This is a genomic window from Stenotrophomonas sp. YJH_SMC_69, from assembly GCF_059370495.1.
Genome location: NZ_JCAFTS010000008.1, coordinates 191,116 through 216,814, shown reverse-complemented (window position 1 = coordinate 216,814; position 25,699 = coordinate 191,116). Strand labels below are relative to the sequence as shown.

Annotated in this window: 31 protein-coding genes and 1 riboswitch; of the genes, 14 read left to right on the top strand and 17 right to left on the bottom strand. The window is 66.9% G+C overall.

Features of this window, described 5'->3' with window-relative positions; all coding sequences use genetic code 11:
• Positions 1–83 precede the first annotated feature (83 nt).
• Entirely contained in the window at positions 84–971 is an 888-nt protein-coding gene (locus AC5P8F_RS15335; RefSeq protein ID WP_495228503.1) for a hypothetical protein, read from the bottom strand.
• 93 nt (positions 972–1,064) lie between these two features.
• Here AC5P8F_RS15335 and AC5P8F_RS15330 point away from each other — a divergent pair, with 93 nt between their 5' ends.
• Positions 1,065–2,360, top strand: a complete 1,296-nt coding sequence (locus AC5P8F_RS15330) for an acetyl-CoA C-acetyltransferase (RefSeq protein WP_111206060.1) — start codon at positions 1,065–1,067, stop codon at positions 2,358–2,360.
• A gap of 226 nt (positions 2,361–2,586) precedes the next feature.
• Here AC5P8F_RS15330 and AC5P8F_RS15325 read toward each other — a convergent pair whose 3' ends face one another.
• The 3 genes from AC5P8F_RS15325 to AC5P8F_RS15315 form a co-directional block, all read right to left on the bottom strand.
• Entirely contained in the window at positions 2,587–3,882 is a 1,296-nt protein-coding gene (locus tag AC5P8F_RS15325; protein WP_495228500.1) for a heme biosynthesis HemY N-terminal domain-containing protein, read from the bottom strand.
• A gap of 6 nt (positions 3,883–3,888) precedes the next feature.
• Positions 3,889–4,866 carry a uroporphyrinogen-III C-methyltransferase gene (locus AC5P8F_RS15320; protein WP_032959352.1) on the bottom strand — a complete coding sequence of 326 codons (978 nt, stop codon included), beginning with the start codon at positions 4,864–4,866 and terminating at the stop codon, positions 3,889–3,891.
• A gap of 104 nt (positions 4,867–4,970) precedes the next feature.
• Complete coding sequence (locus tag AC5P8F_RS15315; protein WP_111206059.1) at positions 4,971–5,780, bottom strand: uroporphyrinogen-III synthase; 810 nt, start codon at positions 5,778–5,780, stop codon at positions 4,971–4,973.
• 35 nt (positions 5,781–5,815) lie between these two features.
• Here AC5P8F_RS15315 and AC5P8F_RS15310 point away from each other — a divergent pair, with 35 nt between their 5' ends.
• From AC5P8F_RS15310 to AC5P8F_RS15290, 5 genes are all read left to right on the top strand, one after another.
• Positions 5,816–6,283: a YiiD C-terminal domain-containing protein gene (locus AC5P8F_RS15310; protein ID WP_005407593.1), complete on the top strand. Its 468-nt coding sequence runs from the start codon at positions 5,816–5,818 to the stop codon at positions 6,281–6,283.
• Between the two features lie 32 nt (positions 6,284–6,315).
• On the top strand, positions 6,316–6,741 hold the full coding sequence (locus tag AC5P8F_RS15305; protein WP_014035526.1) for a hypothetical protein: 426 nt from the start codon (positions 6,316–6,318) through the stop codon (positions 6,739–6,741).
• A gap of 57 nt (positions 6,742–6,798) precedes the next feature.
• Complete coding sequence (locus AC5P8F_RS15300; RefSeq protein WP_014645505.1) at positions 6,799–7,236, top strand: rhodanese-like domain-containing protein; 438 nt, start codon at positions 6,799–6,801, stop codon at positions 7,234–7,236.
• Positions 7,237–7,335: 99 nt separating this feature from the next.
• Positions 7,336–7,854, top strand: a complete 519-nt coding sequence (secB, locus tag AC5P8F_RS15295) for a protein-export chaperone SecB (RefSeq protein ID WP_005407596.1) — start codon at positions 7,336–7,338, stop codon at positions 7,852–7,854.
• Between the two features lie 20 nt (positions 7,855–7,874).
• A complete protein-coding gene (locus AC5P8F_RS15290) occupies positions 7,875–8,900 on the top strand; it encodes an NAD(P)H-dependent glycerol-3-phosphate dehydrogenase (protein WP_005420929.1) in 1,026 nt (341 codons plus the stop codon).
• Positions 8,901–9,024: 124 nt separating this feature from the next.
• Here AC5P8F_RS15290 and AC5P8F_RS15285 read toward each other — a convergent pair whose 3' ends face one another.
• Positions 9,025–9,501 carry a YybH family protein gene (locus AC5P8F_RS15285; RefSeq protein WP_329768258.1) on the bottom strand — a complete coding sequence of 159 codons (477 nt, stop codon included), beginning with the start codon at positions 9,499–9,501 and terminating at the stop codon, positions 9,025–9,027.
• A gap of 114 nt (positions 9,502–9,615) precedes the next feature.
• On the opposite strand from AC5P8F_RS15285, the gene AC5P8F_RS15280 reads away from it, so the two are divergent.
• Entirely contained in the window at positions 9,616–10,281 is a 666-nt protein-coding gene (locus AC5P8F_RS15280; RefSeq protein WP_197574344.1) for an Ivy family c-type lysozyme inhibitor, read from the top strand.
• 13 nt (positions 10,282–10,294) lie between these two features.
• Here AC5P8F_RS15280 and AC5P8F_RS15275 read toward each other — a convergent pair whose 3' ends face one another.
• The 4 genes from AC5P8F_RS15275 to AC5P8F_RS15260 all read right to left on the bottom strand — a co-directional run bounded on the left by AC5P8F_RS15275 (position 10,295) and on the right by AC5P8F_RS15260 (position 13,071).
• Positions 10,295–10,669: a hypothetical protein gene (locus tag AC5P8F_RS15275; protein WP_049441737.1), complete on the bottom strand. Its 375-nt coding sequence runs from the start codon at positions 10,667–10,669 to the stop codon at positions 10,295–10,297.
• Between the two features lie 486 nt (positions 10,670–11,155).
• A complete protein-coding gene (gene arsB / locus AC5P8F_RS15270) occupies positions 11,156–12,187 on the bottom strand; it encodes an ACR3 family arsenite efflux transporter (protein WP_495228498.1) in 1,032 nt (343 codons plus the stop codon).
• Between the two features lie 13 nt (positions 12,188–12,200).
• Complete coding sequence (locus AC5P8F_RS15265; protein ID WP_111206057.1) at positions 12,201–12,704, bottom strand: arsenate reductase ArsC; 504 nt, start codon at positions 12,702–12,704, stop codon at positions 12,201–12,203.
• A 37-nt stretch (positions 12,705–12,741) separates the two neighbouring features.
• Positions 12,742–13,071 (bottom strand): ArsR/SmtB family transcription factor, encoded by a 330-nt coding sequence (locus AC5P8F_RS15260; protein ID WP_014645511.1) that lies wholly within the window; start codon positions 13,069–13,071, stop codon positions 12,742–12,744.
• A 17-nt stretch (positions 13,072–13,088) separates the two neighbouring features.
• On the opposite strand from AC5P8F_RS15260, the gene arsH reads away from it, so the two are divergent.
• Positions 13,089–13,817, top strand: coding sequence for an arsenical resistance protein ArsH (arsH, locus tag AC5P8F_RS15255; protein WP_049441739.1), 729 nt, complete (start codon positions 13,089–13,091; stop codon positions 13,815–13,817).
• A 28-nt stretch (positions 13,818–13,845) separates the two neighbouring features.
• On the opposite strand, the gene AC5P8F_RS15250 is transcribed toward arsH, so the two are convergent.
• The 4 genes from AC5P8F_RS15250 to AC5P8F_RS15235 all read right to left on the bottom strand — a co-directional run bounded on the left by AC5P8F_RS15250 (position 13,846) and on the right by AC5P8F_RS15235 (position 16,718).
• Complete coding sequence (locus tag AC5P8F_RS15250; RefSeq protein WP_227864434.1) at positions 13,846–14,178, bottom strand: hypothetical protein; 333 nt, start codon at positions 14,176–14,178, stop codon at positions 13,846–13,848.
• Between the two features lie 197 nt (positions 14,179–14,375).
• Positions 14,376–15,062 carry a L,D-transpeptidase gene (locus AC5P8F_RS15245; RefSeq protein WP_014645514.1) on the bottom strand — a complete coding sequence of 229 codons (687 nt, stop codon included), beginning with the start codon at positions 15,060–15,062 and terminating at the stop codon, positions 14,376–14,378.
• Between the two features lie 167 nt (positions 15,063–15,229).
• On the bottom strand, positions 15,230–15,502 hold the full coding sequence (locus AC5P8F_RS15240) for a hypothetical protein (protein ID WP_010487149.1): 273 nt from the start codon (positions 15,500–15,502) through the stop codon (positions 15,230–15,232).
• A gap of 211 nt (positions 15,503–15,713) precedes the next feature.
• Entirely contained in the window at positions 15,714–16,718 is a 1,005-nt protein-coding gene (locus AC5P8F_RS15235) for a DUF2268 domain-containing putative Zn-dependent protease (protein ID WP_289213841.1), read from the bottom strand.
• Positions 16,719–16,877: 159 nt separating this feature from the next.
• Here AC5P8F_RS15235 and AC5P8F_RS15230 point away from each other — a divergent pair, with 159 nt between their 5' ends.
• The 6 genes from AC5P8F_RS15230 (at position 16,878) to AC5P8F_RS15205 (ending at position 20,792) form a co-directional block, all read left to right on the top strand.
• A complete protein-coding gene (locus AC5P8F_RS15230) occupies positions 16,878–17,453 on the top strand; it encodes an OmpO family porin (protein WP_005411880.1) in 576 nt (191 codons plus the stop codon).
• A 125-nt stretch (positions 17,454–17,578) separates the two neighbouring features.
• Positions 17,579–18,346 (top strand): helix-turn-helix transcriptional regulator, encoded by a 768-nt coding sequence (locus AC5P8F_RS15225; RefSeq protein ID WP_495228494.1) that lies wholly within the window; start codon positions 17,579–17,581, stop codon positions 18,344–18,346.
• Between the two features lie 68 nt (positions 18,347–18,414).
• Positions 18,415–18,783 carry a VOC family protein gene (locus AC5P8F_RS15220; RefSeq protein WP_478409314.1) on the top strand — a complete coding sequence of 123 codons (369 nt, stop codon included), beginning with the start codon at positions 18,415–18,417 and terminating at the stop codon, positions 18,781–18,783.
• Positions 18,784–18,906: 123 nt separating this feature from the next.
• Positions 18,907–19,881, top strand: coding sequence for a Dyp-type peroxidase (locus tag AC5P8F_RS15215; RefSeq protein WP_445392078.1), 975 nt, complete (start codon positions 18,907–18,909; stop codon positions 19,879–19,881).
• Positions 19,882–20,079: 198 nt separating this feature from the next.
• Positions 20,080–20,256 carry a hypothetical protein gene (locus tag AC5P8F_RS15210; protein WP_495228490.1) on the top strand — a complete coding sequence of 59 codons (177 nt, stop codon included), beginning with the start codon at positions 20,080–20,082 and terminating at the stop codon, positions 20,254–20,256.
• 119 nt (positions 20,257–20,375) lie between these two features.
• Complete coding sequence (locus AC5P8F_RS15205; protein WP_329768266.1) at positions 20,376–20,792, top strand: hypothetical protein; 417 nt, start codon at positions 20,376–20,378, stop codon at positions 20,790–20,792.
• Between the two features lie 107 nt (positions 20,793–20,899).
• On the opposite strand, the gene pnuC is transcribed toward AC5P8F_RS15205, so the two are convergent.
• The 4 genes from pnuC to AC5P8F_RS15185 form a co-directional block, all read right to left on the bottom strand.
• Entirely contained in the window at positions 20,900–21,469 is a 570-nt protein-coding gene (gene pnuC / locus AC5P8F_RS15200) for a nicotinamide riboside transporter PnuC (protein ID WP_495228488.1), read from the bottom strand.
• Between the two features lie 8 nt (positions 21,470–21,477).
• A complete protein-coding gene (locus AC5P8F_RS15195) occupies positions 21,478–23,667 on the bottom strand; it encodes a TonB-dependent receptor (RefSeq protein WP_262225348.1) in 2,190 nt (729 codons plus the stop codon).
• 70 nt (positions 23,668–23,737) lie between these two features.
• Positions 23,738–23,833, bottom strand: a riboswitch (TPP riboswitch).
• Between the two features lie 98 nt (positions 23,834–23,931).
• A complete protein-coding gene (locus AC5P8F_RS15190; RefSeq protein ID WP_197574347.1) occupies positions 23,932–25,056 on the bottom strand; it encodes a phosphotransferase enzyme family protein in 1,125 nt (374 codons plus the stop codon).
• Positions 25,057–25,177: 121 nt separating this feature from the next.
• The gene (locus tag AC5P8F_RS15185) at positions 25,178–25,585 is read right to left on the bottom strand and encodes a glycine zipper 2TM domain-containing protein (RefSeq protein WP_014645533.1); all 408 of its coding nucleotides are present in this window, start codon (positions 25,583–25,585) and stop codon (positions 25,178–25,180) included.
• Positions 25,586–25,699 lie beyond the last annotated feature (114 nt).

Genomic DNA, 25,699 nt, shown 5'->3' with positions numbered 1-25,699 from the left:
GTTCTTCTTTATCGGTAGTGCCGGCCGCTGGCCGGCAATCGCACATCCGGAGGTTGCCGGCCAGCGGCCGGCACTACCCGCCTTCAGCGCGCCAGCAGCTCGCGCGCGTCCTGCCCGGCCTCGCAGTGCACGAACAGCACCGGCACGCCGTGCGCTTCCAGCACCGCGGCCATCTGCCGCTGGCGCATCAGGAACTGCTCGTAGATGCCCTGCAGGCGGTCGCAATCGTTCTTGCTGTGGTTGTAGTACGCGCACCAACCCGCCGGATCGAACAGCGCCATGCGTGCCTCGCCATGGGTATAGCGCAGCAGCGGCTCGGGCGCGGCATTGAGCCACTCGTCTTCGCCCGGCGCCATGATCGCGCTCTCGATCAGCGGCCACAGCGCCGCCAAGCCCTGGTTGTCGTACTGCATCGACATCATCGCGGCCAGGTCGTTCACGGTGAAATAGCGCGCGTGTTCGATGCGGGCACCGAAGCTGTTCTGTGCCATCAACGCGGTGTCGGCATGCGCCATGCCGTTGGCCAGCAGTGTTTCTTCCAGCGCATTGGCCACCGCGTTGGTGGTGGCCACGTCGCTGCCGGTCAGCAGGAACGGCACCACGCGCAGGCCGCCCCCCACCAGGGTCGCATCGGCCTGGAACGGCAGCGGCACATCGCCTGCGGCATCGGTGCCGAAGGCCAGCAGGCGCGGGCCCTGGTTGCGGCCCGGGGCACGCATCTGCAGTTCTTCCAGGCGGCGATGGATCGGCCAGCCCGGGCGCAGTACTTCGGCCGGGTCGAAATGGGCGGCCGCGAACACCAGGTCCAGCTCGGCCACCTGCGGCACCAGCTTGGAAAGGTCACGGCCGACGCGTTCGGCCAGTTCACCGGCCTGTTCAGCGCTGAGCACCGCCTGGCGGGGGATTTCGCCGCCGGCCAGTTCCAGGGCCAGCACGCCAAGGGCATTCATCGCAGGGTCGGGTTTGCTCATGGTTCCACGGTTGGCCCATCACAGGGCGGCAGCTACACTTGGCTCCATTATGCCTGCTCCGCCGTGCAGGCCATGTTGCAGACACCCTCATCCATGCCAGGTATCTCCATGCCCAACGCTCGTCCCGTCGCCATCCTCGGTGGCGTCCGCATTCCGTTCTGCCGCCAGAACACCGCGTATTCGGATGTCGGCAACCTCGGCATGTCGGTCCGTACGCTGGGCGCGCTGGTCGAACGTTTCGGCCTGCACGGCCAGCAGCTGGGTGAAGTGGCGATGGGTGCGGTGATCAAGCACTCCAGCGACTGGAACCTGGGCCGTGAAGCCACGCTGTCGTCCGGCCTGTCGCCGCTGACCCCGGGCATCACCCTGCAGCGCGCCTGCGGCACTTCGCTGGACAGCATCATCACTGTCGCCAACAAGATCGCGCTGGGCCAGATCGAATCGGGCATCGGCGGCGGTTCGGACACCACCTCCGACGTGCCGATCGTCTACGGCAAGAAGCTGCGCGCACGCCTGCTGGCCGCCAACCGCGCCAAGAGCACTGGCGACAAGATCCGCGCGCTCACTTCCGGCTTCAAGTTCTCCGAGCTCAAGCCCGAGTTCCCGGGCGTGGCCGAGCCGCGCACCGGCAAGAGCATGGGCGACCACTGCGAGGACATGGCCAAGGAATGGAACATCTCGCGCGACTCGCAGGATGAGTGGGCGGTGTCCTCGCACAAGAAGCTGGCCGCTGCCTATGAGCGCGGTTTCTTCAACGACCTGATCGCACCGTTCCGTGGCGTCGAGCGCGACAACATCCTGCGTCCGGATACCTCGCTGGAAAAGCTGGCCACGCTGAAGCCGGCGTTCGACAAGGTCTCCGGCCGCGGCACGCTGACCGCCGCCAATTCCACCCCGCTGACCGACGGTGCCGCTGCGGTACTGCTGGCCAGCGAAGAGTGGGCGCGCGCGCACGGCCATGAGCCGCAGGCCTACCTGCGCGACGCGCATGTCTCTGCGGTGGACTTCGTGCATGGCGAAGGCCTGCTGATGGCGCCGACCATCGCGGTGCCGGAGATGCTCAAGCGTAATGGCCTGACCCTGCAGGACTTCGACATCTACGAGATCCACGAAGCCTTCGCCGCGCAGGTGCTGTGCACCCTGCGTGCGTGGGAGAGCGAGGATTACTGCCGCAACCGCCTGGGGCTGGACGCACCGCTGGGCCGCATCGACCCGGACAAGATCAACCTGCTGGGTTCGTCGCTGGCCACCGGTCATCCGTTCGCCGCCACCGGCGCCCGCGTCATCGCCACCGCCGCCAAGCAGCTGGCCGAACGCGGCGGTGGTCGCGCGCTGGTGTCGATCTGCACCGCCGGCGGCATGGGCGTGGTGGCGATCGTCGAACGCTGATCGCTGCGACCGCGCGCCAACCAAGGTTGGCGACTACCAGAAATGCGTGCTGGATCTGCTGTGGTAGATGCCGACCTTGGTCGGCTGTGAAACGGCATCGCTCGGAAAGGCCACGCGCCAACCAGGGTTGGCGACTAACGGGTCCCGCACATGAAAACGCCGCCCATTGGGCGGCGTTTTTTGCTCCTGTGGGTGCCGACCGTTGGTCGGCCTATTTCAGCAGCGGTCACGGCAACCGCGGATTACCGAATTCGTCGCGCTCTTCGTTGGCGTCATACACCGGCGGCTGCACCGCGAGCGGCTGTTCTTCCACCGTGGCACGCAGTGGCGTCTCGCCGCCGCGCACCAGCGCCACGCTGTCCTCGCCGCGCTGCAGGCGCAGCGCATTGGCCAGGCACTGCGCGGCCAGCGCGTGTTCGCCACGCTGGGCGAACAGTTCACCCAGCGCTTCCCACGCCGGTGCACCGGCGCCGGCGGCGATGGCCTCGTGCAGGAACGCATCGGCGGCCTCCCACTGCTGCTGGGCCAGGGCCACGCGGCCCTGCGCCAGGCGCAACGCGGCCGAGCCGTCATGCACGTTGCGCCAACGTGCGAGGTTGGCCTGGCGGGTAGCCAGGCGCTCGGCCGGCAGACGGCCATACAGCGCCACCAGTTCCTCATCCCAGCGCTGGTCCAGGGCCTGTTCCAGCGCCAGCAGCGCCGGCTCGTCCCAGTCCAGCGCCACCGCGCGGCTGGCATAGGCGCCAACCACGTCCGGAGTCGGTCGCAGTGCCTTCGGCGTGGCTTCCCACTGCGCGGCCAGTGCGTTGACGTCGGCCGCTTCCAGCAGCGCTTGTGCAGCCAGGCGTGCTTCCAGTTCACTGCTGGCCTCGGCCGGCAGCACCTTGCTCTGGCGCAGTGCACCCAGCTGGCCATACGCCTCGTGGGCGCGGCCGGCCTGTGCCAGTGCCTCGGTGCGCAGCCACAGGCCACGTGGCGGCAGCGGCTGGATCGCCGCTACGTCCAATGCGTTGATCGCATCCACCGGCAGATCGCGCGCCAGCAGCTGTTCGGCGCGCAGCAGCGCCTGCAGGGTGGCATCACTTTCGCCCAGGCGCTGCAGCAGCGCCTCGCCAGCCGGGCCGTCGGCACGTGCCTGCGCGCTGCGCACGGCGTTGGCCAGCGCCACCGCGCTCACTTCCGGATCCTTGGCGGCACCGTCCAGCAGTTTCTCGGCACGCTGCCACTGGCCGTGCTCATAGGCCTGCAGGCCGTCGATCAGGCGCACCCGGCCCTGTTTGCGGCGGTAGCGGCCCCAGGCGCGGAACGGTGCGGCGATCAGGCTCAACAGCAGCCATAGCACCAGCACCGCGATCACTGCCAGCAGCGCCACCTTCGGCAGGTTGCTGTGGTAGTCGTAGCCGCCGTAGCGCAGGGTCACTTCGCCGAAGCGGTTCAGGTCATCGGCGCCGAGCCATTGCGCAGCGACCACGCCGATGGCCACGGCCAGCAACAGCACGACCAGGGATTGCAGGGGTTTCATGCGGGCTTACCTCCGGTCGGTCTGGGTGCGCAGTTGTTGCAGGGTGCTGCCAAGGACAGCGTCGTTGGCCTGCAGCGGCAGTTCGCGCAAGGCCTTCAGTTCAGCACGTTGCGCGCGCAGGGCTGGTGAATCCGGCCAGCGCCGCTGTGCCCAGTGCTCCACGCGGTCCAATGCGGTATTGCGCCCCGCGCGGTCGCCGCGCTCGATTGCCGCACGTGCCAATGTCAGTTCCAGCTGCAGCGCGTCGTCGGCATTGCGCTGTTCGGCGGCGGTCAGCGGGCCGTTCTGGCGGCTCGGGGTGATGTCCACGAACGGCGCCAGAGCTGCCTGCCACCAGGGTTTGGCGGTGCTGCTGCCGGTTGTGCCGGTGATCTGCGAAGGCAGGCCCTGCAGTGCCCTGCCCACAGCATCCAGACGCTGCAGCGACTGCACGCGTGGGCCGCTGCCGAGCGCATCCAGTGCCTCGCGCTCCTGCACCAGCGCCTGACGCAGGTTCAGGCCATCACTGTCGGGCAGTTCGGCCAGTGCCGTCGCGGCCTGGGCGTACAACCGGCGTGCGCCTTCCACATCGTCGGCGTAGTTCAGGCGCTGCGCGGCCTGGGTCAGCAGCAGTTCGGCCTCATCGCGCTGTACCGCCTGGCGGCCCTGGTTGGCGCTGTCGGCCAGCTTGGCCAGGTTCTCTTCCAGCAATGCGCTGCGCTGGGAAAGGCCCAGCATCTCGTCGCGCAGCACGCGGTTGGTGGCGGCCGCGTCCTGCAGGCGCTGGCTGGTCGCGCGCTGGTCACGACGCAGCGCATCCAGCGTGGCCTCCAGGCCCTTCAGCTGGACAGCCGTGGTCTGTGCCTGCGCTGCCTGTTCGTTCTGTTGCTGTTGCCAGACATACCAGCCGGCATAGCCGCCCACGCCGAGCACGACCACACCGGCCAGCGGCAGCAGCCAGCGCACGGGTCGACGGGGCGGGGAAACGGGCGGAGTGTCGTTCATCGGGCTTCCTTGTCGGCAACGTCGCCGGTCGGGGGCCGGCAGGCCGCGTTGTGCACAGCATCACTGTTGCCGACGACAGCGGCAAGCGTGACCCACGTCCCTGTTCAGGTCGCTGCCGGGACGGTGAGCGTGGCGTGTGCGGCCGCCACCAGCTGCGCGCTGGTGGGGCCTGCCGCGCGCACGACATGCTGCAGGCCCAGTGCCCGGGCCTGTTCGCCGAGGCGATCACTGGCCACCACGGCAGTCGCGTGCGCCTGCAGACGCTGCTGCAAGGGCGGCGGAAGCTGCTGCCAGAAATGCTGGAGCGCTTCGCCACTGCTCACCGCCAGCATCCACGGCTGCGCTGAATGCGCCAATCGAGCCAGCGCACGGGGCGGCAGGTGCAGCAGGCGACGCTGGTAGATGTCGGCACGTTCGATTGTGGCGCCGGCCGCCTGCAGCCGCGCGGCAATCAGGCCACGCCCGCCGGGCGCGGTCACCAGGCCGATGCGCAGGCCCTGTACGTCAGCCAGCACCGGCAGCGCCAGCAGGCCTTCACTGTCCATCCGCTGCGGCGCATGCACCTCGGTGATGCCGTGTGCCCGCAATGCGCGCGCGGTGCCTTCGCCGACGGTCAGCCACGGGCTGCGCTGCGCCTCGGCCAGCGGCAGCAGGGTGGCGGCCGCGGTCACGGCGGCCGGGCTGGTGAACACCACCCGATCGCAGTTCAGCGCGCGTTGCAGCTGACGCACCACAGGCGTGCCATGCAGGCGCTGCAGGCGCCAGGGCGCCAGGGCCAGGACATCCCCGCCCAGCCCAGCAACGGCGCGGCGCAGCGCCACATTCTGGCCCCGCGGGCGCAGCGAGATCAGGGTCCAGCGCGCGCCGGAACGGGTGGCGCCAGTGGGTATCGTATGGTCGGCCATTGCCTGCATTATGCGGGCCCTTCGTTGTCGTGGTCGCTGCTCCGATGTCCGTTGATGCCCTGACTTCCTCGTTGGCCGCCCTGCAGGACGTGCTGGACTGCATGCCGGCGGTGCGCGCCATGCAGATCCAGCTCGACGGCTATGCCGATGGCGTGCTGCGCATCACCGCGCCGCTGGCCGCCAACGTCAACGACAAGGGCAACGCCTTCGGCGGCAGCCTGGCCTCGGTGCTGACCCTGTCCGGCTGGGCGCTGGTCAGCCTGCGCCTGCGCCTGGCCGGCCACGATGCCGAGGTCTACGTGGCCGACAGCAACCTGCGCTACCTGGCCCCGGTCTACGAAGACCTGCACGCCCACGCTGAGGCGGCCGAGGCCACCGGCTGGGATGCCTTCCTGAACACCTTCCGGCAGCGCCGCAAGGCCCGCATCAGCATCATCGCCACCCAGCCCGGCGCCGATGGCAAGCCCGCCGCCGAATTCAGCGGTCGCTTCGTTGCCTTCGCCAAAGGGTAGGATGGCAGGCTGACGTTCTGGGGAAACCACTGATGCGCCGCCTGATCCAGTTCCTGATCTGTTCCCTGCTGCTGGCCAGTGCCGTGGCCTCGGCCGACGACCTCAGCCGCAAGCAGCGCAAGCTGCTGGAAGAGACCCAGATCGCCTACGGGGCGACCATCCGCTGGGGCAGCATGGACGATGCCATCGGCTACCTCGACCCCAAGCTGCGCAAGGAAAAGCCGCCCACCGAGTTCGAGCTCAACCGTTACGCGCAGCTGCGCGTGTCGTCCTACCGCGAGCGCAGCAGTGCCTCACTGGACGGGGGACTGGTCGAGCGCCGGGTCGAAATCGGGGTGATCAACCAGAACACCCAGGCCGAGCGCACGGTGGTCGTGGTCGAGCGCTGGCGCTGGGACCCGGAAGCCAAGCGCTGGTGGCAGACCGCCGGCCTGCCGGACCTGTGGAAGGGGCAGTGACGGGCCGCGTCCGGCTTGTGCGACAATCGGCGCCCGCTTAATCGACCCGTGACCTGAGTGAATTACGAAGAGTTGCTGGCCTTTGCAGGCCGAAACCCGATGCTGTCCGCGGCCCTGGTCGGCCTGACCGTGGCCATCATCGTCACCGAGATCCGCCGCCTGTTCCGGGGCTTCAAGGGCATCAAGCCCGCCGAACTGACCCAGCTGATCAACGCGGGCGGCACGGTGGTGGTCGACCTGTCGGCCAGCGGTGACTTCGAGAAGGGCCACATTGCCGGCAGCCGCAACGCCCAGGCCAGTGCCTTCGGCCCGGACCACAAGCTGGTGGCCAACGCCAAGCAGTCGCCGGTGGTGCTGGTGTGCCGCAGCGGCAACGCCTCGGAAACCGCCGCCAAGGCGCTGAAGAAGGCCGGCTTCGAGAAGGTCTACGTGCTCGACGGCGGCATTCCCGCCTGGCAGCAGGCCGAGCTGCCGCTGGTCAAGGGCCGCAACTGATTGCCGCAGGTGGCGGATCCGGCCTTGTATGGGCCTGATCCCGCCCCCATCGCAGTAATTCGACCATCGTTTTCATTGCATTCATTGGAGTTACTGGAAATGTCCGAAGAGATCACCAACGGCGCTGCTGCGCCGGTCGATGCCGCCACCGGCCCCGCTTTCACCGTCGAGAAGATCTACGTCAAGGACGTCTCCTTCGAGTCGCCGAACGCCCCGACCATCTTCAATGACCAGGTGCAGCCGGAGCTGCAGCTGAACCTGAACCAGCAGGTGCAGCGCCTGGGTGAGAACGCCTTCGAAGTCGTGCTGGCCGTGACCCTGACCTGCCAGGCCGGTGAGCGCACCGCCTACGTGGCCGAAGTGAAGCAGGCCGGCGTGTTCGGCCTGGTCGGCCTGGACCCGCAGTCGATCGACGTGCTGCTTGGCACCCAGTGCCCGAACATCCTGTTCCCGTACGTGCGCCAGCTGATCAGCGACCTGATCCAGGCCGGCGGCTTCCCGCCGTTCTTCCTGCAGCCGATCAACTTCGAAGGCCTGTACGCAGAAACCCTGCGCCAGCGCCAGGAGCAGGGCGACGCACCGTCGCTGGCTGACTCCGAGCCGGCTGGCAACGCCTGATTCCTGCCGCGACGTCACGGATGAGCACTCCCGCTGACAAGATCGCCGTGCTGGGCGCCGGTTCCTGGGGAACCGCGCTGGCCAGCCTGCTCGCACGGCACGGTCATCCGACCGTGCTGTGGGGGCGCGACGCTGCCGTGGTCGAGGCCATCGACCAGCGCCACGAGAACCCGCGCTACCTGCCGGGCATCCCGCTGCCGGACAGCCTGCGTGCCACCACCGACCTGGCGTCGGCGGTGGAAGGCGCGGCCTGGATCTTGGTGGTGACCCCGTCGCATGCCTTCGGTGAAACCGTGCGTGCGCTGGCGCCGCTGCGTCCGGCCGGTGCCGGCGTGGCCTGGGCCACCAAGGGCTTCGAACCCGGTTCGGGCCGTTTCCTGCATGAAGTGGCGCGCGAAGTGCTGGGCGAGGACGTGCCGCTGGCCGTCGTCACCGGGCCATCGTTCGCCAAGGAAGTAACCCAGGGCCTGCCCACCGCGATCACCGTGCACGGCGACGTGCCCGAGTTCGCGCAGACGGTGGCCGAGGCGATGCATGGCCCGGCGTTCCGCGCCTACACCGGCGACGACATGGTCGGTGCCGAGCTGGGCGGTGCGATGAAGAACGTGCTGGCGGTGGCCACCGGCGTGGCCGATGGCATGCAGCTGGGCCTCAACGCCCGTGCCGGCCTGATCACCCGCGGTCTCAATGAAATGCTGCGCCTGGCTGCGGCGATCGGCGCCAAGCCGGAAACGCTGATGGGCCTGGCCGGCCTGGGCGATCTGGTGCTGACCTGCACCGGCGATCTGTCGCGCAACCGTCGCCTGGGCCTGGCCCTGGGCCGTGGCCAGACGCTGCAGGATGCCGTGCGCGAAATCGGCCAGGTGGTCGAGTCGGTGCAGACCGCCGACGAAGTGATGCGACAGGCACGCCGTCATGGCATCGACCTGCCGATCTCCGACGGCGTGCGTGCCGTGCTGCACGGCGAGCAGACCCCGGAAGAAGGCCTGCGCGCACTGCTGGCGCGGGAACAGAAACCGGAATACCCGGACACGCTGTTCAAGTGAATCGAGAAACCCCGGCCACGTGCCGGGGTTTTTTATGTGCGCGAGCCATCCACGCATGGCGTGGATCTACTGCCGAACCCGCTTCCGGTAGCTGCCAACCTTGGTTGGCGCCCGACGGCGGCAATCACCGCGCCCGTGGCGGCGCGCTGGTGTTGTCCATGTCCGAGAAGATCAACCACGGCCCGTCGCCCACGCGCTTCAGCGTCAGCGTGAACTTGCCGGTGTCCCCCTCGTTGCTGCCGTAGCGATACGCACCAATGATGTAGCCCGTGTTGCCCTCCACCGAGTGAGCCAACGCCCGCAGCCGCAACGGACTGCCGCCCTGGCCGGCATACGCGGCCTCGATCGCAGTACGCCCGCGCACCGGCGGCTGGTTGCTCTGCAGTACAAAACCATCCTCGGCAAACAGCGCAGCCAATGCCTTGGCATCAGCCGAGCGCCACGCCCGCTCGTAATCGCGTAGTACGCGCTCCAGCGGTGCGGGCAGGGCTGCGCCCGGGAGAGGCCGTGCAGGCTTCGCGTTTTCTGCATCGTGGGCAATTGCCGGCGATGCCAGCCGCAGGGCACTGCAGAAGATCTTGGCGAGTCGTGTACGGCGCATGCGTCCGGCTCCAGGCGATGACGGGACGCTACGAACGCATCCTGGCACGGTGCTGGTTAGAATCACGCGGCTGCCGATTTGCTGGATGCAGCGCAGATCAGACAAGGACAGGGAATGAAGATTCGAATCACAGGGATGGCACTGACGGTCGCATTGCTGGCCGCCTGCGGGCAGGCACCGGCACCCGATGCAGCACCAGCCGCACCAGCACCGGCCACAGAAGCACCTGCGGCCACGGCAACGGTGGGCGAGAAGGCGCCATCCATCGAAGGTGGCGTGGATCCCTCGGTGTGGGACAACGAAGGCGAACCGGAAGACCCGAGTGCCGGCGGCGAACTCACCTGCGCGGACAACCCGCTGGCGACGCATTTCTTCACCCTGGTGGGCGGCAATACCGTGGACGACTGCGGCCGCAAGGACCCGAAGGTGCTGGCCGCGTTCAACGCCCTGATGAAGAACACAGCCGCAGCCGAATCCGCTGACAGGGAGATTCCATCGCTGCGCGAACGCCTGTTGAGCGGGCCCAGCGGTCCTGGTGAGCTGCTGGTGCTGCAGGGCGAGCCGTGGTGGTTCTATACCGCCTGCCAGGCCCACGACTGCCCCGGCACCGCGTTGGCGATGCTGTATTCGCCGACGGAGGCGAAGATGGTCGGCCGTCTTACCGCGCGCTGTCGTGTGTGGTGGCTGGGCGAGCCGACGGCGGAACAACGTGCCCAGATTGAACAACGCCAGCCACTGCAGGATGCCGCGTTGAAGGAAGACAGCGCGCTCTGCGAGTGATGTGGTGCCCGCCTCATCCTTCCGGCTGCATGCGCGCGCTGGCCTGTGCGTTCATGGTCAGGCACGCCAGGATCAGCCCTTCCATCACCCGGTCGCCCACGTACTCGGCCTCCGTGCCGTTCTGACGCACGCGCTCGGCCGCCAGCAGCAGCTCCAGCGTCACGCGTTGGCCGGCCAGTGCACAGTCCGCATCGGCCAGCGCCATGCAGCGGCCCGGCATCTGGTGACGCTCTGGCCAGGGCTGGCCGTCGGCGGCCGCGCCTTTGCCGATGCGGTGAAGCGTGGCGATGAAGGCATTCGGATCGGTCGCAGCCGCGTGCTCTGGCGGCCCACCGCCAGTGGCGGATGAGCGATGCGGATGCAGGCGTGGGAAGTCCGGTGATGTCATGGCAGTGCCCCGTGCAGGACAGACGGTAGCCGCCACGCAAAGGTGGCGGGCGGAGACGTGGCTCGAAAACCGGGACAGTGCGTACAAGGCCGGCAGGCACAAGGCCTCCACGCTCCGCCCGCCATAGTCGGCAGACGAATTGCCCGCCGGCGCCACACTGGGTGACGCCGACGGGCAGGCGCATACAACGTACGCATTGCCACGGGTTTTCGAGGCCCGGCCACCTTTTTCCGGTGGCACGCCATCTGTACCGCCGTCGCTGCGAAACGCCAATCAGACGAGTTGCAAACAGCGTTCGATCAAAGACGCTTTCAGCATTCTTGCATGCTGTTAAGTCGTCGCAGACGCAGGCGCCGCAACGTCCGTGGCAGCATGGGGAATATGCGACATGGTTCGAACTTGATGACAGGGATATGGGTACCCCACCAAGCCGATGACGACAGTGCGGAGCGAAGAACGTAAATCGAACTCGCCCCACTCTGGTTGTCAGCGCTCTTGGGGTCTTTCGTACCAGGCCTGAGTACGGTTGACGATGCGCACCACGGACAGCATGACCGGCACCTCGATCAGCACGCCCACCACCGTCGCCAGCGCCGCCCCGGAATGCACGCCGAACAGTCCCACCGCAGTCGCCACCGCCAGTTCGAAGAAGTTGCTGGCACCAATAAGCGCTGACGGGCCGGCCACGCAATGTGCCACGTCCAGCCGACGGTTGAGCAGGTAGGCCAGGCCCGAGGTGAAATAGACCTGGATCAGGATCGGCACGGCAATCAGCGCGATTACCAGCGGTTGCTTCACGATCTGCTGGCCCTGGAACCCGAACAGCACCACCAGCGTCAGCAGCAGCGCGGACAGGGACAGCGGCCCCAACCTTCGAAGCGTGAGTTGCAGGCCCGCCTCGCCGCTGCGCAAAAGGATCCAGTGCCGCAGCAGTGCAGCAGCCAGCACCGGCACCACGATGTAGAGACCAACGGACAGCAACAGCGTATCCCACGGTACGGTGATCGCCGACAGGCCGAGCAGCAGTGCAACCACCGGCGCGTAGGCAACCACCATGATCGCGTCGTTCAACGCCACCTGGCTCAGGGTGAAGTTGGCATCACCGCGGCACAGGTTGCTCCACACGAACACCATGGCGGTGCAGGGTGCGGCTGCCAGCAGGATCAGCCCGGCGATGTAGCTGTCGATCTGTGCTGCGGGCAGCCAGTCGGCGAAGGCATGGCGCAGGAACAGCCAGCCCAGCAGCGCCATCGAGAACGGCTTGACCGCCCAGTTGATGAACAGTGTTACCCCGATGCCCTTCCAGTGTTGCTGCAACTGGCGCATCGCGCGGAAGTCGACCTTCAGCAGCATCGGGATGATCATCAGCCAGATCAGCACCGCAACCGGCAGATTGACCTTGGCCACTTCGGCGGACGCCAGCACCGCGAAGGCACCGGGCAGGACGTGGCCCAGCAGCGTGCCCATCGCAATGCACAGCACAACCCACAGCGTCAGGTGTCGCTCGAACAGACTCATGGCAGTGGCACCGTCACTGCGCGCCGTCGGTCGGCAACAGCTGGCCGATCCGGTCCAGCGCGTGCTGCAGCGCTTCGCGTTCGGACCACACCGATTCGGGCAGTGCGAGCAGCGCACGCAGGCGGGTTTTCACGATGGCATGGGCCAGCGCGAAGGCTGCGGCCTTGTCGGCATCGCTGCCTGCCACGGCGGCCGGATCGGGCAGGCCCCAATGGCTGCGGATGAAGTCACCGAACACCACTGGGCAAGCTTCGGCAGCGGCCGCATCACACACGGTGATGACCAGGTCCATGGGCGCTGCATCCACGAACTCGTCCCATGATTTGCTGCGCAGCCCTTCAACGGGCATTCCTTCGGCATGCAGTTGTGCCAGCGCGAACGGATTGACCTGGCCGGTGGGCTGGCTGCCCGCACTGAATGCCCTGAAGCGATCGCTGTCCCAGGCGCGCAGGGTGGCTTCAGCCAGCACGCTGCGCGCGCTGTTGCCGGTGCAGAGGAACAGGACATTGCGGGTCATGTGGCAATCGCTTCGATGGGGTGGGTCGTGTGCGGTATCAGCACTTGCAGGCGGGTTCGGCGGGGACGCACTGGTTGCTGGGTGAGCCCGCGCAACAGTTGTGCGTGAGGTACTCGATCAAGCCGTTCATGGCATCGAAGTTGGCCCGATAGCAGACGTTGCGGCCCTGGTTCTCGCTCTCCACCAGCCCGGCCTGCACCAGCTCCTTCAGGTGGAAGCTGAGCGTGGCCGGCGGCACCTGCAGGGCCGTAGCGATGTCGCCCGCCATGCGCCCTGCCGGGCCGGCCTCCACCAGCAGGCGGAAGGCAGCCAGGCGGGTGGCATGACCGAGGGCGGTCAGGGCGGAGATTGCATTCGATGTTTCCATATTTCTAGAATAATCGAATGAATGAGCCAATCACAAGCCTGGACCTGCCCAACCTGGTGGAATCGTCATTGCCCCAGCCCAATCATCACCAGCTCGCCGCGGCAGATCTGGGGCCGCCGCGCATCCTCCTGCTCTACGGCTCGCTGCGGCCCCAGTCGTTCAGCCGCAAGCTGGCGCTGGAAGCCGAGCGACTGCTGCGCCATCTGGGGTGCGAAACCCGGGTGTTCGATCCGCATGCGCTGCCGATGCTGGACAGCGTGGACCCGCACCACCCTGAAGTGCAGCGACTGCGCGAATGGTCGCAGTGGTCGGAAGGCCAGGTATGGGTCAGCCCCGAGCGGCATGGCACGGTCACCGGCGTGTTCAAGAACCAGATCGACTGGTTGCCGCTGGAAGATGGCAGCGTGCGGCCCACGCAGGGCAGGACGCTGGCGGTGATGCAGGTGAGCGGCGGCTCGCAGTCGTTCAACACGGTCAACGCGTTGCGCGTGCTTGGTCGTTGGATGCGCATGCTGACCATCCCCAACCAGTCGTCGGTGGCCAAGGCCTGGCAGGAATTCGATGACGACGGCCGGATGAAGCCCTCGCCGTACTACGATCGGGTGGTGGATGTGATGGAAGAGCTGGTGAAGTTCACGCTGCTGACGCGGGGCCGGTCGGACTACCTGGTAGACCGTTACAGCGAGCGGAAGGGCGACGCGCACGCCGCGGCATTGGCGCGGGCTGCAGAGGCTACGGCTTCCTGATCCTCATTGGTGCCGATGTGAGGCACGCTCACCCAAGCAGCCTCTTCACCCTTGAAGCTGCAAGGCGGATGATCACCACATAGGCCAGCAACATGCCGGTGCCGATGCCCATTACTTCGATTTCCCAGTTGCGGCGGTAGGGAGAAGGGCCCATGAAGGCCCACGCCAGAAGCACCGCCGCAATCAGCAAGGCGCTGCGATTGGCCTTCGAAATGAGCGCATCTTCGGTCGCGTGCCCCATGTTCGGATCCCAGGAACCGAGCAGCCACCCCAATCCACGCAGGTAGTCGCGCGCCACGAAGAACAGGAAGACGAATACGCCTCCCATCGTGCTCAGCAGAAACTGGAAGAGTGGGTCCACCGGCGGCCTCATGGACGAGGCAGACATTGCCTCGCAGGATCGTCTACGGGCGCAGTATGCCAGCGTGCCGGGCCTCGGGGGCACCACGCCTCACACGCAGGCGACTCTCCATGAGCAGACTGTGCATCGCAGCCGCCCGGCGGGCGGGCATGGCCCGGGCATGTGCCCACAACGCCCAGGGCGGACGCACAAACGCACTACTCGCCAGCGTGCTGTGCGGTCTTCTTTTGGTTGCCATCGGTGACGGCACGGCTCTGCGCGAACTCCGGGAACGTCTTCGCGATCGAATCCTTGTCCGGCAGGATGTAGAACACACCGCCCTTCTCGAACGTGGACTGCACGATCTGCTCGTAGAACGCGGGCGAGACATTGATGCAGCCGTGGGTGACGCGGTTGTCGTCCGGCGAGGGCGATGCCAACCGCTCGGCGCGCTTTTCCTTCGGGCTGCCCGGCGGTAGCGGGTGCATCGACACGGCGGAATCGTAGTCCACCCACAGCACGCGTCCGGCATCGTCGGACGGGCCGTAACCGCCAATGAAGCGGCCGGCAGGCGTGGTGCGGTCGTGGCCGGGAATCGCGCTCAGTGCGAGCTTGGCGACGCCCGGTGCGGAATGGTCGCCGATCGCCGACCCAAACAGCGCCGGTGCGGCGCCGCGCAGCTTGCCGTCACCGCCGAAGACCAGAACCTGCGCCGCCGCCTTGTCCATGACCGCAAACGGATAGCCCTGGTTGTCCTTGCTGGCGACCACCCAGCCGGCCAGCTCGATCACTGTCTCGGACACGCTCTGGTCGGGCGGAAGTTCATCAACGGCGGCGACCGATGGTGCAGGTGCGTCCTTGTCCCTGGCGTTGGCTACGCCGCTGCACGCAACGGCCAGTGCCATGGCCAGGGAGGCATGGAGGGCGCGGCGTGCAGGGGAGGGGGAAGTACGAATGGGACGGCTCCTTGCAATGCAATCGTGGGTGGAAGGATGCCAGTGGCCGGCGAAGGCCACTGGGTCCCCGATACACCCGATACAGAGGTGGATCAATTCAAAAGGTGAGGGAGCGATTACCCGCGCGGCTTGCGGCCGGCAGGTGCCCTTTCAAGCTGCTGCACGCGACCTTCGATCTGGTCCAGGCGCTGATTGGCCTGCTGTGCGGACTGGTTGGCGGACTCCGCGCTCTGCGCAGCGCCCTGCACCTTGACGTCGAGCTGATCGAGACGCGAGTTGATGGTTGCAAACTCGTTCTTGTATGACGCGCAGGCGCCAAGGCTTACGGTGGCGATGAGCGCTACAGCAAGTGCGCGGGCCGTCTTCATGTGTTGCGGGTTCAGGTTCATTGCACTCCCTCCTTCGTCTGGGGAAGCTGGAATATAGCGGCGTTTGTTCCCGCCGCTACCAAGCGCTTTCAGCTGGAATTTGAATACGTGGAAGCACTGTGAAGCCGGCCTCTGACCCAACATTAACAAGCGGGATCAGGCGAGCTGATCTACGTCGGCGGCGTGCCTTGTGCCTGTTCAAGGTCGCCAATTCATCAGTATGAAGCGGCTCTCACAGCACTTGCGTTTCCATGCCTTTGGCAGCAGTGCAGGCAGGCGTCCATCCACTCGCCTCGAACACGGTCGCGGCGGTGTCGGGTCGCACATCCAGCAGCGTGGCGATGGCCCTGGTCCTGTCTGGCGCGCGGGAAACATAGCTGCGCGCGATGCGGTAGCCGACCCAGTATCCGAGATCTCCACGTCGTGCTTCATCGCCGGGGCCGTTGTACAGCCACTTCGAAAGATCGGTGCCCCCACTGTCCTGTACGAACGCGCGCTCCAGCGCACATTCGCGGCCCTGGGCCCAGCGACGCAGATGCGCGTTGGCCGGTTGCCCCGAGATCAGTTCACCCACGTACTCGGCGCCGCCTTCAAGCAACGTCTGATAGAGCAGGGTGGGCTGCGCGACATCGACGCTCGCACCGGGCTGTTGCACGTGCACGTACTCATGGGCGATCAGGTGCACGAAACGATCGCCGACGTCAGGCTGCATCCAGTCGGCGTTGCACAGTGCTTCCAGTCCGATCACCACACCATCTTCGGTGGTGACGCCGCCGCTGTTACCCCGCCCGACCAGCACGGTGACCGGAGGAAAACGTGCAGTGGGGAGCAGCGTGCCCAACCGATCGAGTGCGTCGGCAACCCGCGCGCGGATCGCCGGCAATGCCGCTGCACAGGTCCGCGCCCTGGCGAACAACGCCGGCTTGTCCTGGATGGCCCTGGCCAAACGCTCCATTGATCCGATGCGGCTGTCGGTGAAGCTGCGCAATGCCTCCGTGCCGGTGTCCAGATAGCCGCGCTGCAGGTCTTCGGCACTTGGTTTTCCTCCAGTGGCATCCAGCACGCTGAAGAAACGCGTGACATCGTCTGTCTGTACCACGATGCGTGCAGAAGGTTGGGCGCGCTCGGCCGCGTTGGCTGGCAGCTGCATCATCGGCAGGGCGACGAGCAGCAGCACCCGCACCGCGCGGCGCGCATGGGGCGGAAACAGCAGTGATGCGACGGACGCGTGCGGCATGTGGAGTTCCCTGAACGCCAGCCTTATTTATACACCAGTCAGTTCAATATTCAGGGTCGATTAGACCCCCTAACGGATAATTCACACCTGTCGACCGCCTCCTCTCTCCCCCTCCCGGGAGGCGGCCGACGAAACCAAAATAATTAAAGGTGTGTCCCGATGAACAAGAATTCGCTGCTCGCCCTGGGTCTCCTGGCTGCCCTGCCGTTCGCTGCATCGGCAACCGACGGCCTGTCGTACAACTACGTTGAAGGCGGCTACGTGAACACCGATGCCAAGGGCGGCGACGCCGATGGCTGGAAGGTGAAGGGTTCCGTGGCGGTGCACCCGAACTTCCACATCTTCGGCGACTACAGCGCGCAGGAGACCGACAAGTTCAAGAATGACGTCGACCAGTGGCGCATCGGTGCCGGCTACAACTACGGCATCGCACCGAACACCGACCTGGTGGCCCGCGTTGCGTACCAGAAGTTCGACATGAAGCATGGCCTGGACTTCAACGGCTACTCGACCGAAGTCGGCGTGCGCACCGCGTTCAACCCGTACGTGGAAGGCTACGTGATGGCCGGCTACGAGGACTACACCAAGAAGCACGGCATCAACCCGGACGGCGAGTTCTACGGCCGTGTCGGCGCCACCGCCAAGTTCAACCAGAACTGGGGCCTGAGCGGCGAAGTGAAGCTGGCCAAGGCCGGCGACCGCGAGTGGTTCGTGGGCCCGCGCTTCACCTGGTAACAAACGCCTGTCGTTAGTGCGTGTTGTGCTGGCGTGTGACTCTCTCTCTCTCTCCCACACGCCAACCGAAGCCCGGCCTCGCGCCGGGCTTCACTTTTATGGGCCCCGTGGCGCCACAATGCGGCATGGGCGACCCTTCCTCTCTTGCAGGCACCGGCACGACCTACCAGGAACATCTGACGCCTGCGCCGCTGCGCGGCCACTTTGGCCAGCTGTGGCAGAGCCAGCTTCCTGCCGATGCCGATGGGCACATCACCGTATTGCCCGATGGCTGCGTGGATATCCTCTGGCGCGACGGTGCGCTGTTCGTCGTCGGCCCGGACCGTGTGGCCGCGCACCCGGCGCTGGCACCCGGTGCGCAGGTGCTGGGCGCACGCTTCCGCCCCGGCCAGGCATTGGCCGCGCTGGGCCTGCCTTTGGCCGGGATCATCGGCCAGGCCGTGCCACTGGCTGATCTGAAGGGCGCGTGGGCGAACAAGGCGGCGGCCTCCATCGGCGACACCGCGCCTGCACAGCGCCTGCTGCGGATGGCGCACTGCCTGCAGCCGCACCTTGGGGGCGCGGCGCTCGACAGCCGGTCACAGCGGGCGCACGTCCTGTTCCAGGCGCTTGCCAGGGGGAATGCCACGCTGGATGAGTTTGCGGCACGCCTGAGCTTGAGCCCGCGCAGCCTGCGGCGCTTCAGCCAGCTGCAGTTCGGCTATGGGGCCAAGACACTTGAGAGGATCCTGCGCCTGCAACGCTTCCTGCGCCACAGCCGCGCGCTGCCGCAGCACTCGTTGGCGATGCTGGCCGCCGAGGCCGGCTATGCCGACCAGGCCCATCTCAGCCGTGAGGCGCGTGAACTGGCTGGCATGACCGCACGCGAGCTGCGCCTGGAGTGGGGCCACTGATGGCCGTTTCGTTCAAGATCGCAGCGCCGCGCTGACCGAAGCTGGGGTTCCAATCACGGAGACACCTCATGAGCCACGAAGCTACCCACGATGCCGAACGCCGCATCGACAACATCGAATTCGCCGTCGCCAGCATCGCACGCAGCAAGCGCTTCTACGGTGAGGTGTTTGGCTGGCGCTTCACCGACTATGGTCCGGCCTATACCGAGTTCGACGACGGCCGCCTGAAAGGTGGCTTCGTGGCCGACGCAGCGGTGCATGCGCACGGCGGTCCGCTGGTGATCCTGTACTGCGCGGACCTGGCCGAAGCACAGCAGCGCGTGGTCGCCGCCGGTGGCGAGGTGGTGCAGGCGGTGTTCGCCTTCCCCGGCGGCCGCCGCTTCCACTTCCGCGATCTGGACGGCTACGAGCTGGCGGTCTGGAGTGATGTGGACTGAGGTCTTCGTACCTTCGCCGGTGGACGGAACGAGAACCGCTCCGTCCCCGGTCAGGCGGTTCCGCTATGATCGCCCGCACATCGCCACACGCGATGCGTCCGCCTCAAGCCAGCAGGAACCGCCGTGAACTCCCAGCCCGCACCGATCACCGCCGTCAACCACACGCTCGACAACGAGCCGCAGCAGATCACTGCGCCGCTCACCCATTCGGCGGCGTTCCTGGTGCTGAAGGTGAAGGATGACGAGGCGTCGATCGCCAAGGCGCGCGAGGTGCTGGCCAGTACCGACGATCTGATCAAGAACACCGCCATCCGCGAGATCGAGCGCACCTTCACCTGCAACGTGGCCATCGGCCATCGCGTGTGGCAGCCGCTGGTAGGCTCCACGCCGCCACGCGAGCTGAAGCCGTTCCGCGAGATCAAGGGCGCGACCCACACCGCCGTGTCCACGCCCGGTGACCTGCTGTACCACATCCGCGCACGCACCATGGACCTGATCGTGGCCTTCGAGCGCAACCTGCTGATGGCGTTCGGCGATGCGGTGGAAGCAGTCGATGACGTGGCCGGCTTCCGCTATTTCGATGGCCGCGACCTGCTCGACTTCGTCGACGGCACCGCCAATCCGGAAGGACTGTCGCTGCCCGAAGCCACGATTGTTGGTGACGAGGATCCGGACCACGCAGGTGGCAGCTACGTGGTGGTGCAGAAGTACCTGCACAACCTCGATGCTTGGCGCGCGCAGAAGACCGAGGCGCAGGAAGCGATCATCGGCCGCACCAAGCACGACAACATCGAGCTGGATGATGCGCCGGCCGATGCGCAGAAATCGCACAAGACGCTATGCACCATCGAGGACGCCGACGGCGAGCACGAGATCCTGCGCGACAACATGCCGTTCGCCAACCCGGGCCGTGGCGAGTACGGTACCTACTTCATCGGTTACACCCGCCGCCTGTGGGTGATCGAGACGATGCTCGAGCGCATGTTCATCGGCAATCCCGCACCGCTGCATGACCGCATCCTTGATTTCTCCACCGCCACCACCGGCGTGACCTTCTTCGCACCCTCGCGCAAGGTGCTGGCCGACCTGGGCGAGTGATCAACGCACGCGTATGCATCTGGAGGACGTATGTCTGTCTTGAGAGCCCCATTCCTGGCGGCATTGTTCATGGGCATCGCCGGCTGCTCGACAGCACCTGGTCTGCTTGAACAAGCGCCCGAGTCATTTGGTTCTTCGAAATCGGTACAGCAGGTCACCGTCTGCCTGTCCCAGACGTGAACACAACGCAACAAGGTCGTGCGCGTGCTGCCCACTGAATCCGGGCAGCGCATTGTCATCGACAACCCTGTGAACCATGGGGTGATTGCCATTGTCGAGCTTGCCCCTGTCCCGACTGGTACGTCTGCACGCTACTGGAAGGGTGCAGGCCTCACCGGCTGGACACGTGATGATCTGAAGGCTTGTCTGGACTGATCGAAGGCAATCCCTCGCAATCGGGCAAGCTCGAAGCGCCGGGCCATCACCGGCCGCCATCCGCCTGTCATCTATGGCGCCGACCATGGCGCGCTGGATGGGAGTGCAGGAGGCAGGCGATGGTGTCAGCAAACAGGACCGGCCTACGCCGCTGGTGGCGGCGTCTGGCTGCGGTGTTCGGCGCGTTGGCACTGGGGAGTGCCAGCGTTTCCGCGCAGGAAGCCCCTGCGCACTGGATGGCCTACGCCGCCGCCGTGGGAGGCCAGCTGCAGCAGCGCCTGCAGCAGGAACAGGACCCGCAGGCGCAGCGTGTGCTGGCGTGGTTGCAGGCGCACCCTGACACACCGGCACCGCTTCCGGTGAGCGTGTGGATCGCGGCGGATGGCCGTATTTCGAAACTGGAATTCGACAGCCTGGGCGATGCCCAGGTCGACGCCGACCTGCGCGCGACGCTGCAGGCCGCGCCGTTGCAGGCGGCACCGCCGGCCGACATGCGCCAACCGATGCGATTGGGCCTGTTGCTGGAGCCGAAGTAGATCCATGCCATGCGTGGATGTGGTGGGTAGATGCCTACCTTGGTCGGCAGGCGCGCGCCAACCAAGGTTGGCGACTACCGGTAGCCCCAGCCACGCATGGGGTGGCTCTACTGCGTTGCCACCTGTGGCTCGCGCGCGGCGGCGCTCCATGCGCGCAGGCCGAACACGGCCAGGCCGAGAAAGAACACGTACAGTGCCGCGGTCACGTGCAGCGACTTGAACAGGTACGCACCCACATAGACCACGTCCACCGCGATCCACACCCACCAGCAGGCCACGTGGCGGCGTGCCTGCCACCACTGGCCGACCAGGCTCAGCGCGGTCAGCATCGCGTCCAGCCAGGGCAGCGCGGCATCGGTGAAGGTGTGCATGGCCGCACCCAGCGCCACGCCACCGCACAGGCCGAAGGCCAGGTCGCGCAGCAGCGTGCCGCGTGCCAGTGGCACGATGCGGATGCTGCCCTCATCGGCGGCGTGCTGCCGCCAGTTGAGCCAGCCATAGACCAGGAAGCCACCGAAGGCGACCTGCAGCAGGGTGTCCGAGTACAGCTTGGCCTCGGCGAACACCAGGCCATACAGCACCACCGACAGCAGGCCCACCGGCCATGCCGACAGCCGGCGCCTGGCCATCAGCCAGACGCCGAGGATGCTGAACAGCGCGGCGGTCCACTCGAGCATCACGCCGCTCACAGCGCGAACGTCACCGACAGGCGGGCCTGTCGCGGTGCACCGGGGAACAGGTAGTAGTCACCGCCGCTGCTGCCGGTATCGCGCCAGTAGAAGCGGTTGAATACGTTGTCCACCGACAGGTTCCAGGTCACCGCGCGTTCGTGCAGGCGATGCTGGAAGCGCAGGCCGGCATCGAACACCGAGTAGTCCGGCGCGCGCACGCCACCGTCGGCGCGTGCCACGTTGGCACCGGCATAGCGCCAGCCACCGGTCACGTCCAGGCCCTGCACGAACGGCAGCGCGTAGGCCATGTGCACGCTGGCGCGTACCTTCGGCACGTTCACCAGCTGATGGCCTTCATAGGCCGGCGTGCCGGTGTCGCGCGCGCGCGCCTGCAGCACGCTGGCGCTGGCCACGATCTGCAGTGTGTCGGTCAGCTGGCCGTTGGCGGTCAGCTCCAGGCCGGTGTGGGTCTGCGTGCCTTCCTCGACGAAGGTGTAGCCGACGTCGCTGCTGTCGGGCCTGGCGTACTGGTACGGCTGCGAGATGCGGAACACCGCCGCGCCCAAGGTCAGTGCTTCGACCGGCACGTACTTCACGCCCACTTCCAGCTGCCGCGACTGCACCGACGGCAGGAAAGTGTCGGCATTGCTGGTCCAGAACGGCGCTTCCTGTCCCAGCGAAATGCCGCGCACGTAGCTGGCATAGGCGTTGAGCTGATCGGTGGCCTTCCACACCACCGCGGTCTGCGGCAGGAACCGCGACAGGCGGCTGTGCCGCTGCGGAACGCCACGCTTGTCGTAGGCACGCTCGTCCAGGCGCACGAAGCGGCCACCGGCCAACCACTGCCAGTCATCGCCAAAGCTCATCCGGTCCAGCGCGAAGAACGCGGTCTGGCGGCTGTCCAGGCGTCGTGCGGAGGGGCCGGGCATCTTCGGCGACGGCTCGAACACGGGCACCTGCGGATCGTGGATGTTGCTGGTGCCGACGTACTCGTTGACGCTCGGGCGCTTGTCCACGGTGCGGCGGAAGTAGTCGGCACCGAGGGTCAGCTGATGGCCGACGCTGCCGGTCTCGAAGCGGCCACGCAGCTCGGCACGGGCCTGCTGGTTGCGGCGGGTGTCGTCCGGGCTGCGGTAGTCGTAGACATCGTAGTCGCCGTTGGGCGCGAAGTAGTTGCCTGGCACGCTGCCATCGGCGCACTGCACGGCGTAGTAGCAGCCGTAGGCGAAGGCGACGTTGTCATCGATCACCGAGCGGCTGTGGCCGACCGAGACGCGCGACTGCCAGGCATCGTTGAAGTCGTAGGTATGCAGCGCGGTGATGTTGGTGCTGGCGATATCCACCGGGCGCTGCCACGGCTGGTAGCCGAGCAGGTGCTCGCGGTCGACACCGCGCGGCAGGTCACGCGCGCCCAGCAGCTGGTAGCCGGACACCGAGCGCTGCGAGCTGGTCTGGTAGTTGGCATCCACTTCCAGCTTGCCGCGCTCGCCGATCAGCCAGTCGGCGGCCAGCGAGTAGAAGTTGCGGCGGCCATCGGCGTGCGCGACGTAGGAATTGCTGGAGTCCCATGCGGCATTCAGGCGCAGGCCGAAACGCGGGGTGATCCAGTGGCCGACATCGACGGCGACGTAGCGTGAGCCTTCCGAATCGGTGCCGAGCGTGGCGGTGCGTACTTCAGCCGGGCGCTTGCCGATGTAGTTGATGATCCCGCCCGGCGCCATCACCCCTGCCGCCAGGCCGGCTTCACCCTTGAGGATCTCGACCGACTGCACGTTCTCCAGCGCCAGGCGTTGCTCGCCGGCGATGGACAGCCCGTTGAAGCGGTAGCCGGTGGCGGCGTCCAGCGCGAAGCCGCGGATGGCGATGTTCTGGTAGTAGCCCACAGGTGCATACGCATCACCCAGCGAGGCATCGTTGCTGGCCAGCTCGGACAGCGAACGTACCTGGCGACGTTCGAGATAGTCGCGCTCGAGCACGTTCACCGAAGCCGGCGTGTCCTTCCACGAACCGCCGCCGAAGGCATTCACGCGCGAGGTATCGGCCTTCGGCTTGCCGGCCTCCACGCGCACCGCCGCCAGTTCGGTCGGCGAGCGTTCGGCACCAGTGGCAGCCGCATCGGTGGTGGCCTCGGCCTCGCTGGCATGCAGCGGCAGCGCGGCGCAGAGGGCGAGTGAGAGCAGGGTGGGGCGCAGGCAGCGGTTCATTCGGTTCGTCTTCGGACAACAAGGGAGACGAAGCGACGGCGCGCAGGTGCACCGGCCCATGATGGGGGTGTGGCTGCGGCTCAAAGCTCCCTACGCCGGTGCAAACCGGATCAGGTTCCAAGGGACTCTCTCAGCCTGGCAGATCCAGGCACCCCCGCTTCAGGTGACCATTTCACTACAAATGGTACGGATTTGCGAGCGCCAGCCGGGGTCAGATCCCTTTCCTGCGGAAAGGGATCTGACCGCAACGCTGCGTCAACCGGATCACGCGACGGCGTGCAGGGCCTGCAGCAGTGCCCGCCCCGGCGCGCTGTGGAACCACGCCGGATGGCCCAGCATGAAGGGCTGCCAGGCCACGTCGGCATTCGCGGTTGAGCGGGTGACACCTTCGAAGTACTCCACTTCGGACAGTGCGAAGTCGAAATGGACCATTGGCAGCAGGTCGGCCAGCAGGTGCACGCGTGCCGCCGACAACGGCAGCACCTCGCGGTAGCCGTCGAGCAGGGCCAGCGCGATATCGATGCGCACTGCCTCCATGCCGCGCTCCAGTTCCAGCCACGCCACTGCGTTGCGCTCGATCGCGGTGGCGAGGTCGAACAGCGCGCTGGTGGGCGACGCCAGGCCGAAATCCAGCACGGTGCTGACCTCGCCGTTGCGCCACAGCAGGTTGGAGACATGCCAGTCGTTGTGCGCCCACAGCCGGGGCTCGGCGCGCAGGCGCTCGGCCAGGCCGGCGTGCCACGGCAGCACGTCGCGCTGCAGCTGTGCTTCCCATGGAATGCGCGCGAGATAGCGTGCCAGCCCGGGACGTTCATCCAGTCCTGCCTTGATGGCGGCGATCGGATCGTCGGCACGGATCAGGTCGTCGCGCGCCACCAGCAGATGGGTGCTGCGCTGGGGCGCGTGGTAGCTGGCGGCGGCACGGTGCAGCTGTGCGAGCGTGCGCCCTGCTTCGCGGGCCTGCGCGACATCGGTCAACAGCGACCACGACACCGCGTCGCGATACAGGTCGTCGCCCACGCCGACATCGTGCAGTTCAAACGTCCATTCGCCGTGTTCGACCGCAGTGTGGCCATCGGTGGCCGGCAGCACCTGCACCACTGGCACGCCGGCGGCGGCGAGATGGGCGATGAAGTGGTGTTCTTCTTCCAGACAGGCCGCGCTGCGCACGCTGTGGTGGTGGCGCTTGATGAATACCGGTGCGCGCGTGCCATTGACGATGGCGGCGGCAGACAGCGGCCGCGGGCTGTGCCAGCGGGGTTGGCTGTGCCCGCCCAGCTGCGGGTAACGCGTACTCAGCCACGCGATGTCCGCCGCGCTGATCGGTGGCCAGTCGGCAGCGACCTCGTCGTTGTTGAGGCCCTGCACGCGGTGGGAGGAAGACGTCATGCCACAGTCCGATCGGGAAAGTCACATCCAAGGCTGCGCATTCAACGCCATGCGCGTGGCCAACGCAAACGGGCGGGTCATCGACCCGCCCGTCTCCGCGTCATCGGTATGTCGGCGCTGCTTACCAGCCGCGATGGCGGCCGCGGTCGTGGTAGTAGCGGTTGTCGTAGTAGCGCTCACGCTGCCAGCGGCGGTCATCGCCACGGTCGTAGTAGCCACTGCGGTAGTAGCCACGATCGTAACGGCGATCGTAGCGGTCGTCGTAACGGCGATTGTCGTAGTAACGGCGGTCGCGGCGGTCGGAGGTGGTCAGGTTGCCGATCGCGCCGCCGGCCACGGCACCGCCGACGGTGGCCGCAGGGTCGCCGTTGGACAGCAGGTTGCCGGCCACGCCACCGACCACGGCGCCGACCAGGGTGCGCTTGTCCTTCCTCGACATCGCGCTGGCATCGCTGACCACGGCGACACCGGCAACCAGTGCCAGGGCCATCGCCAGACCACGGAAGCTGAGTGTGGAAGTACTGAGCATGTTCGGTTCTCCTGTGAGGTGCATGCCACGCTGGGCAGGGAGGGCGCGGGGCGCCCCGGCTGCCGTGGAGACCACGCTGGCGTTCCGACATTGCCGGAACATTGCCTGGCCTAC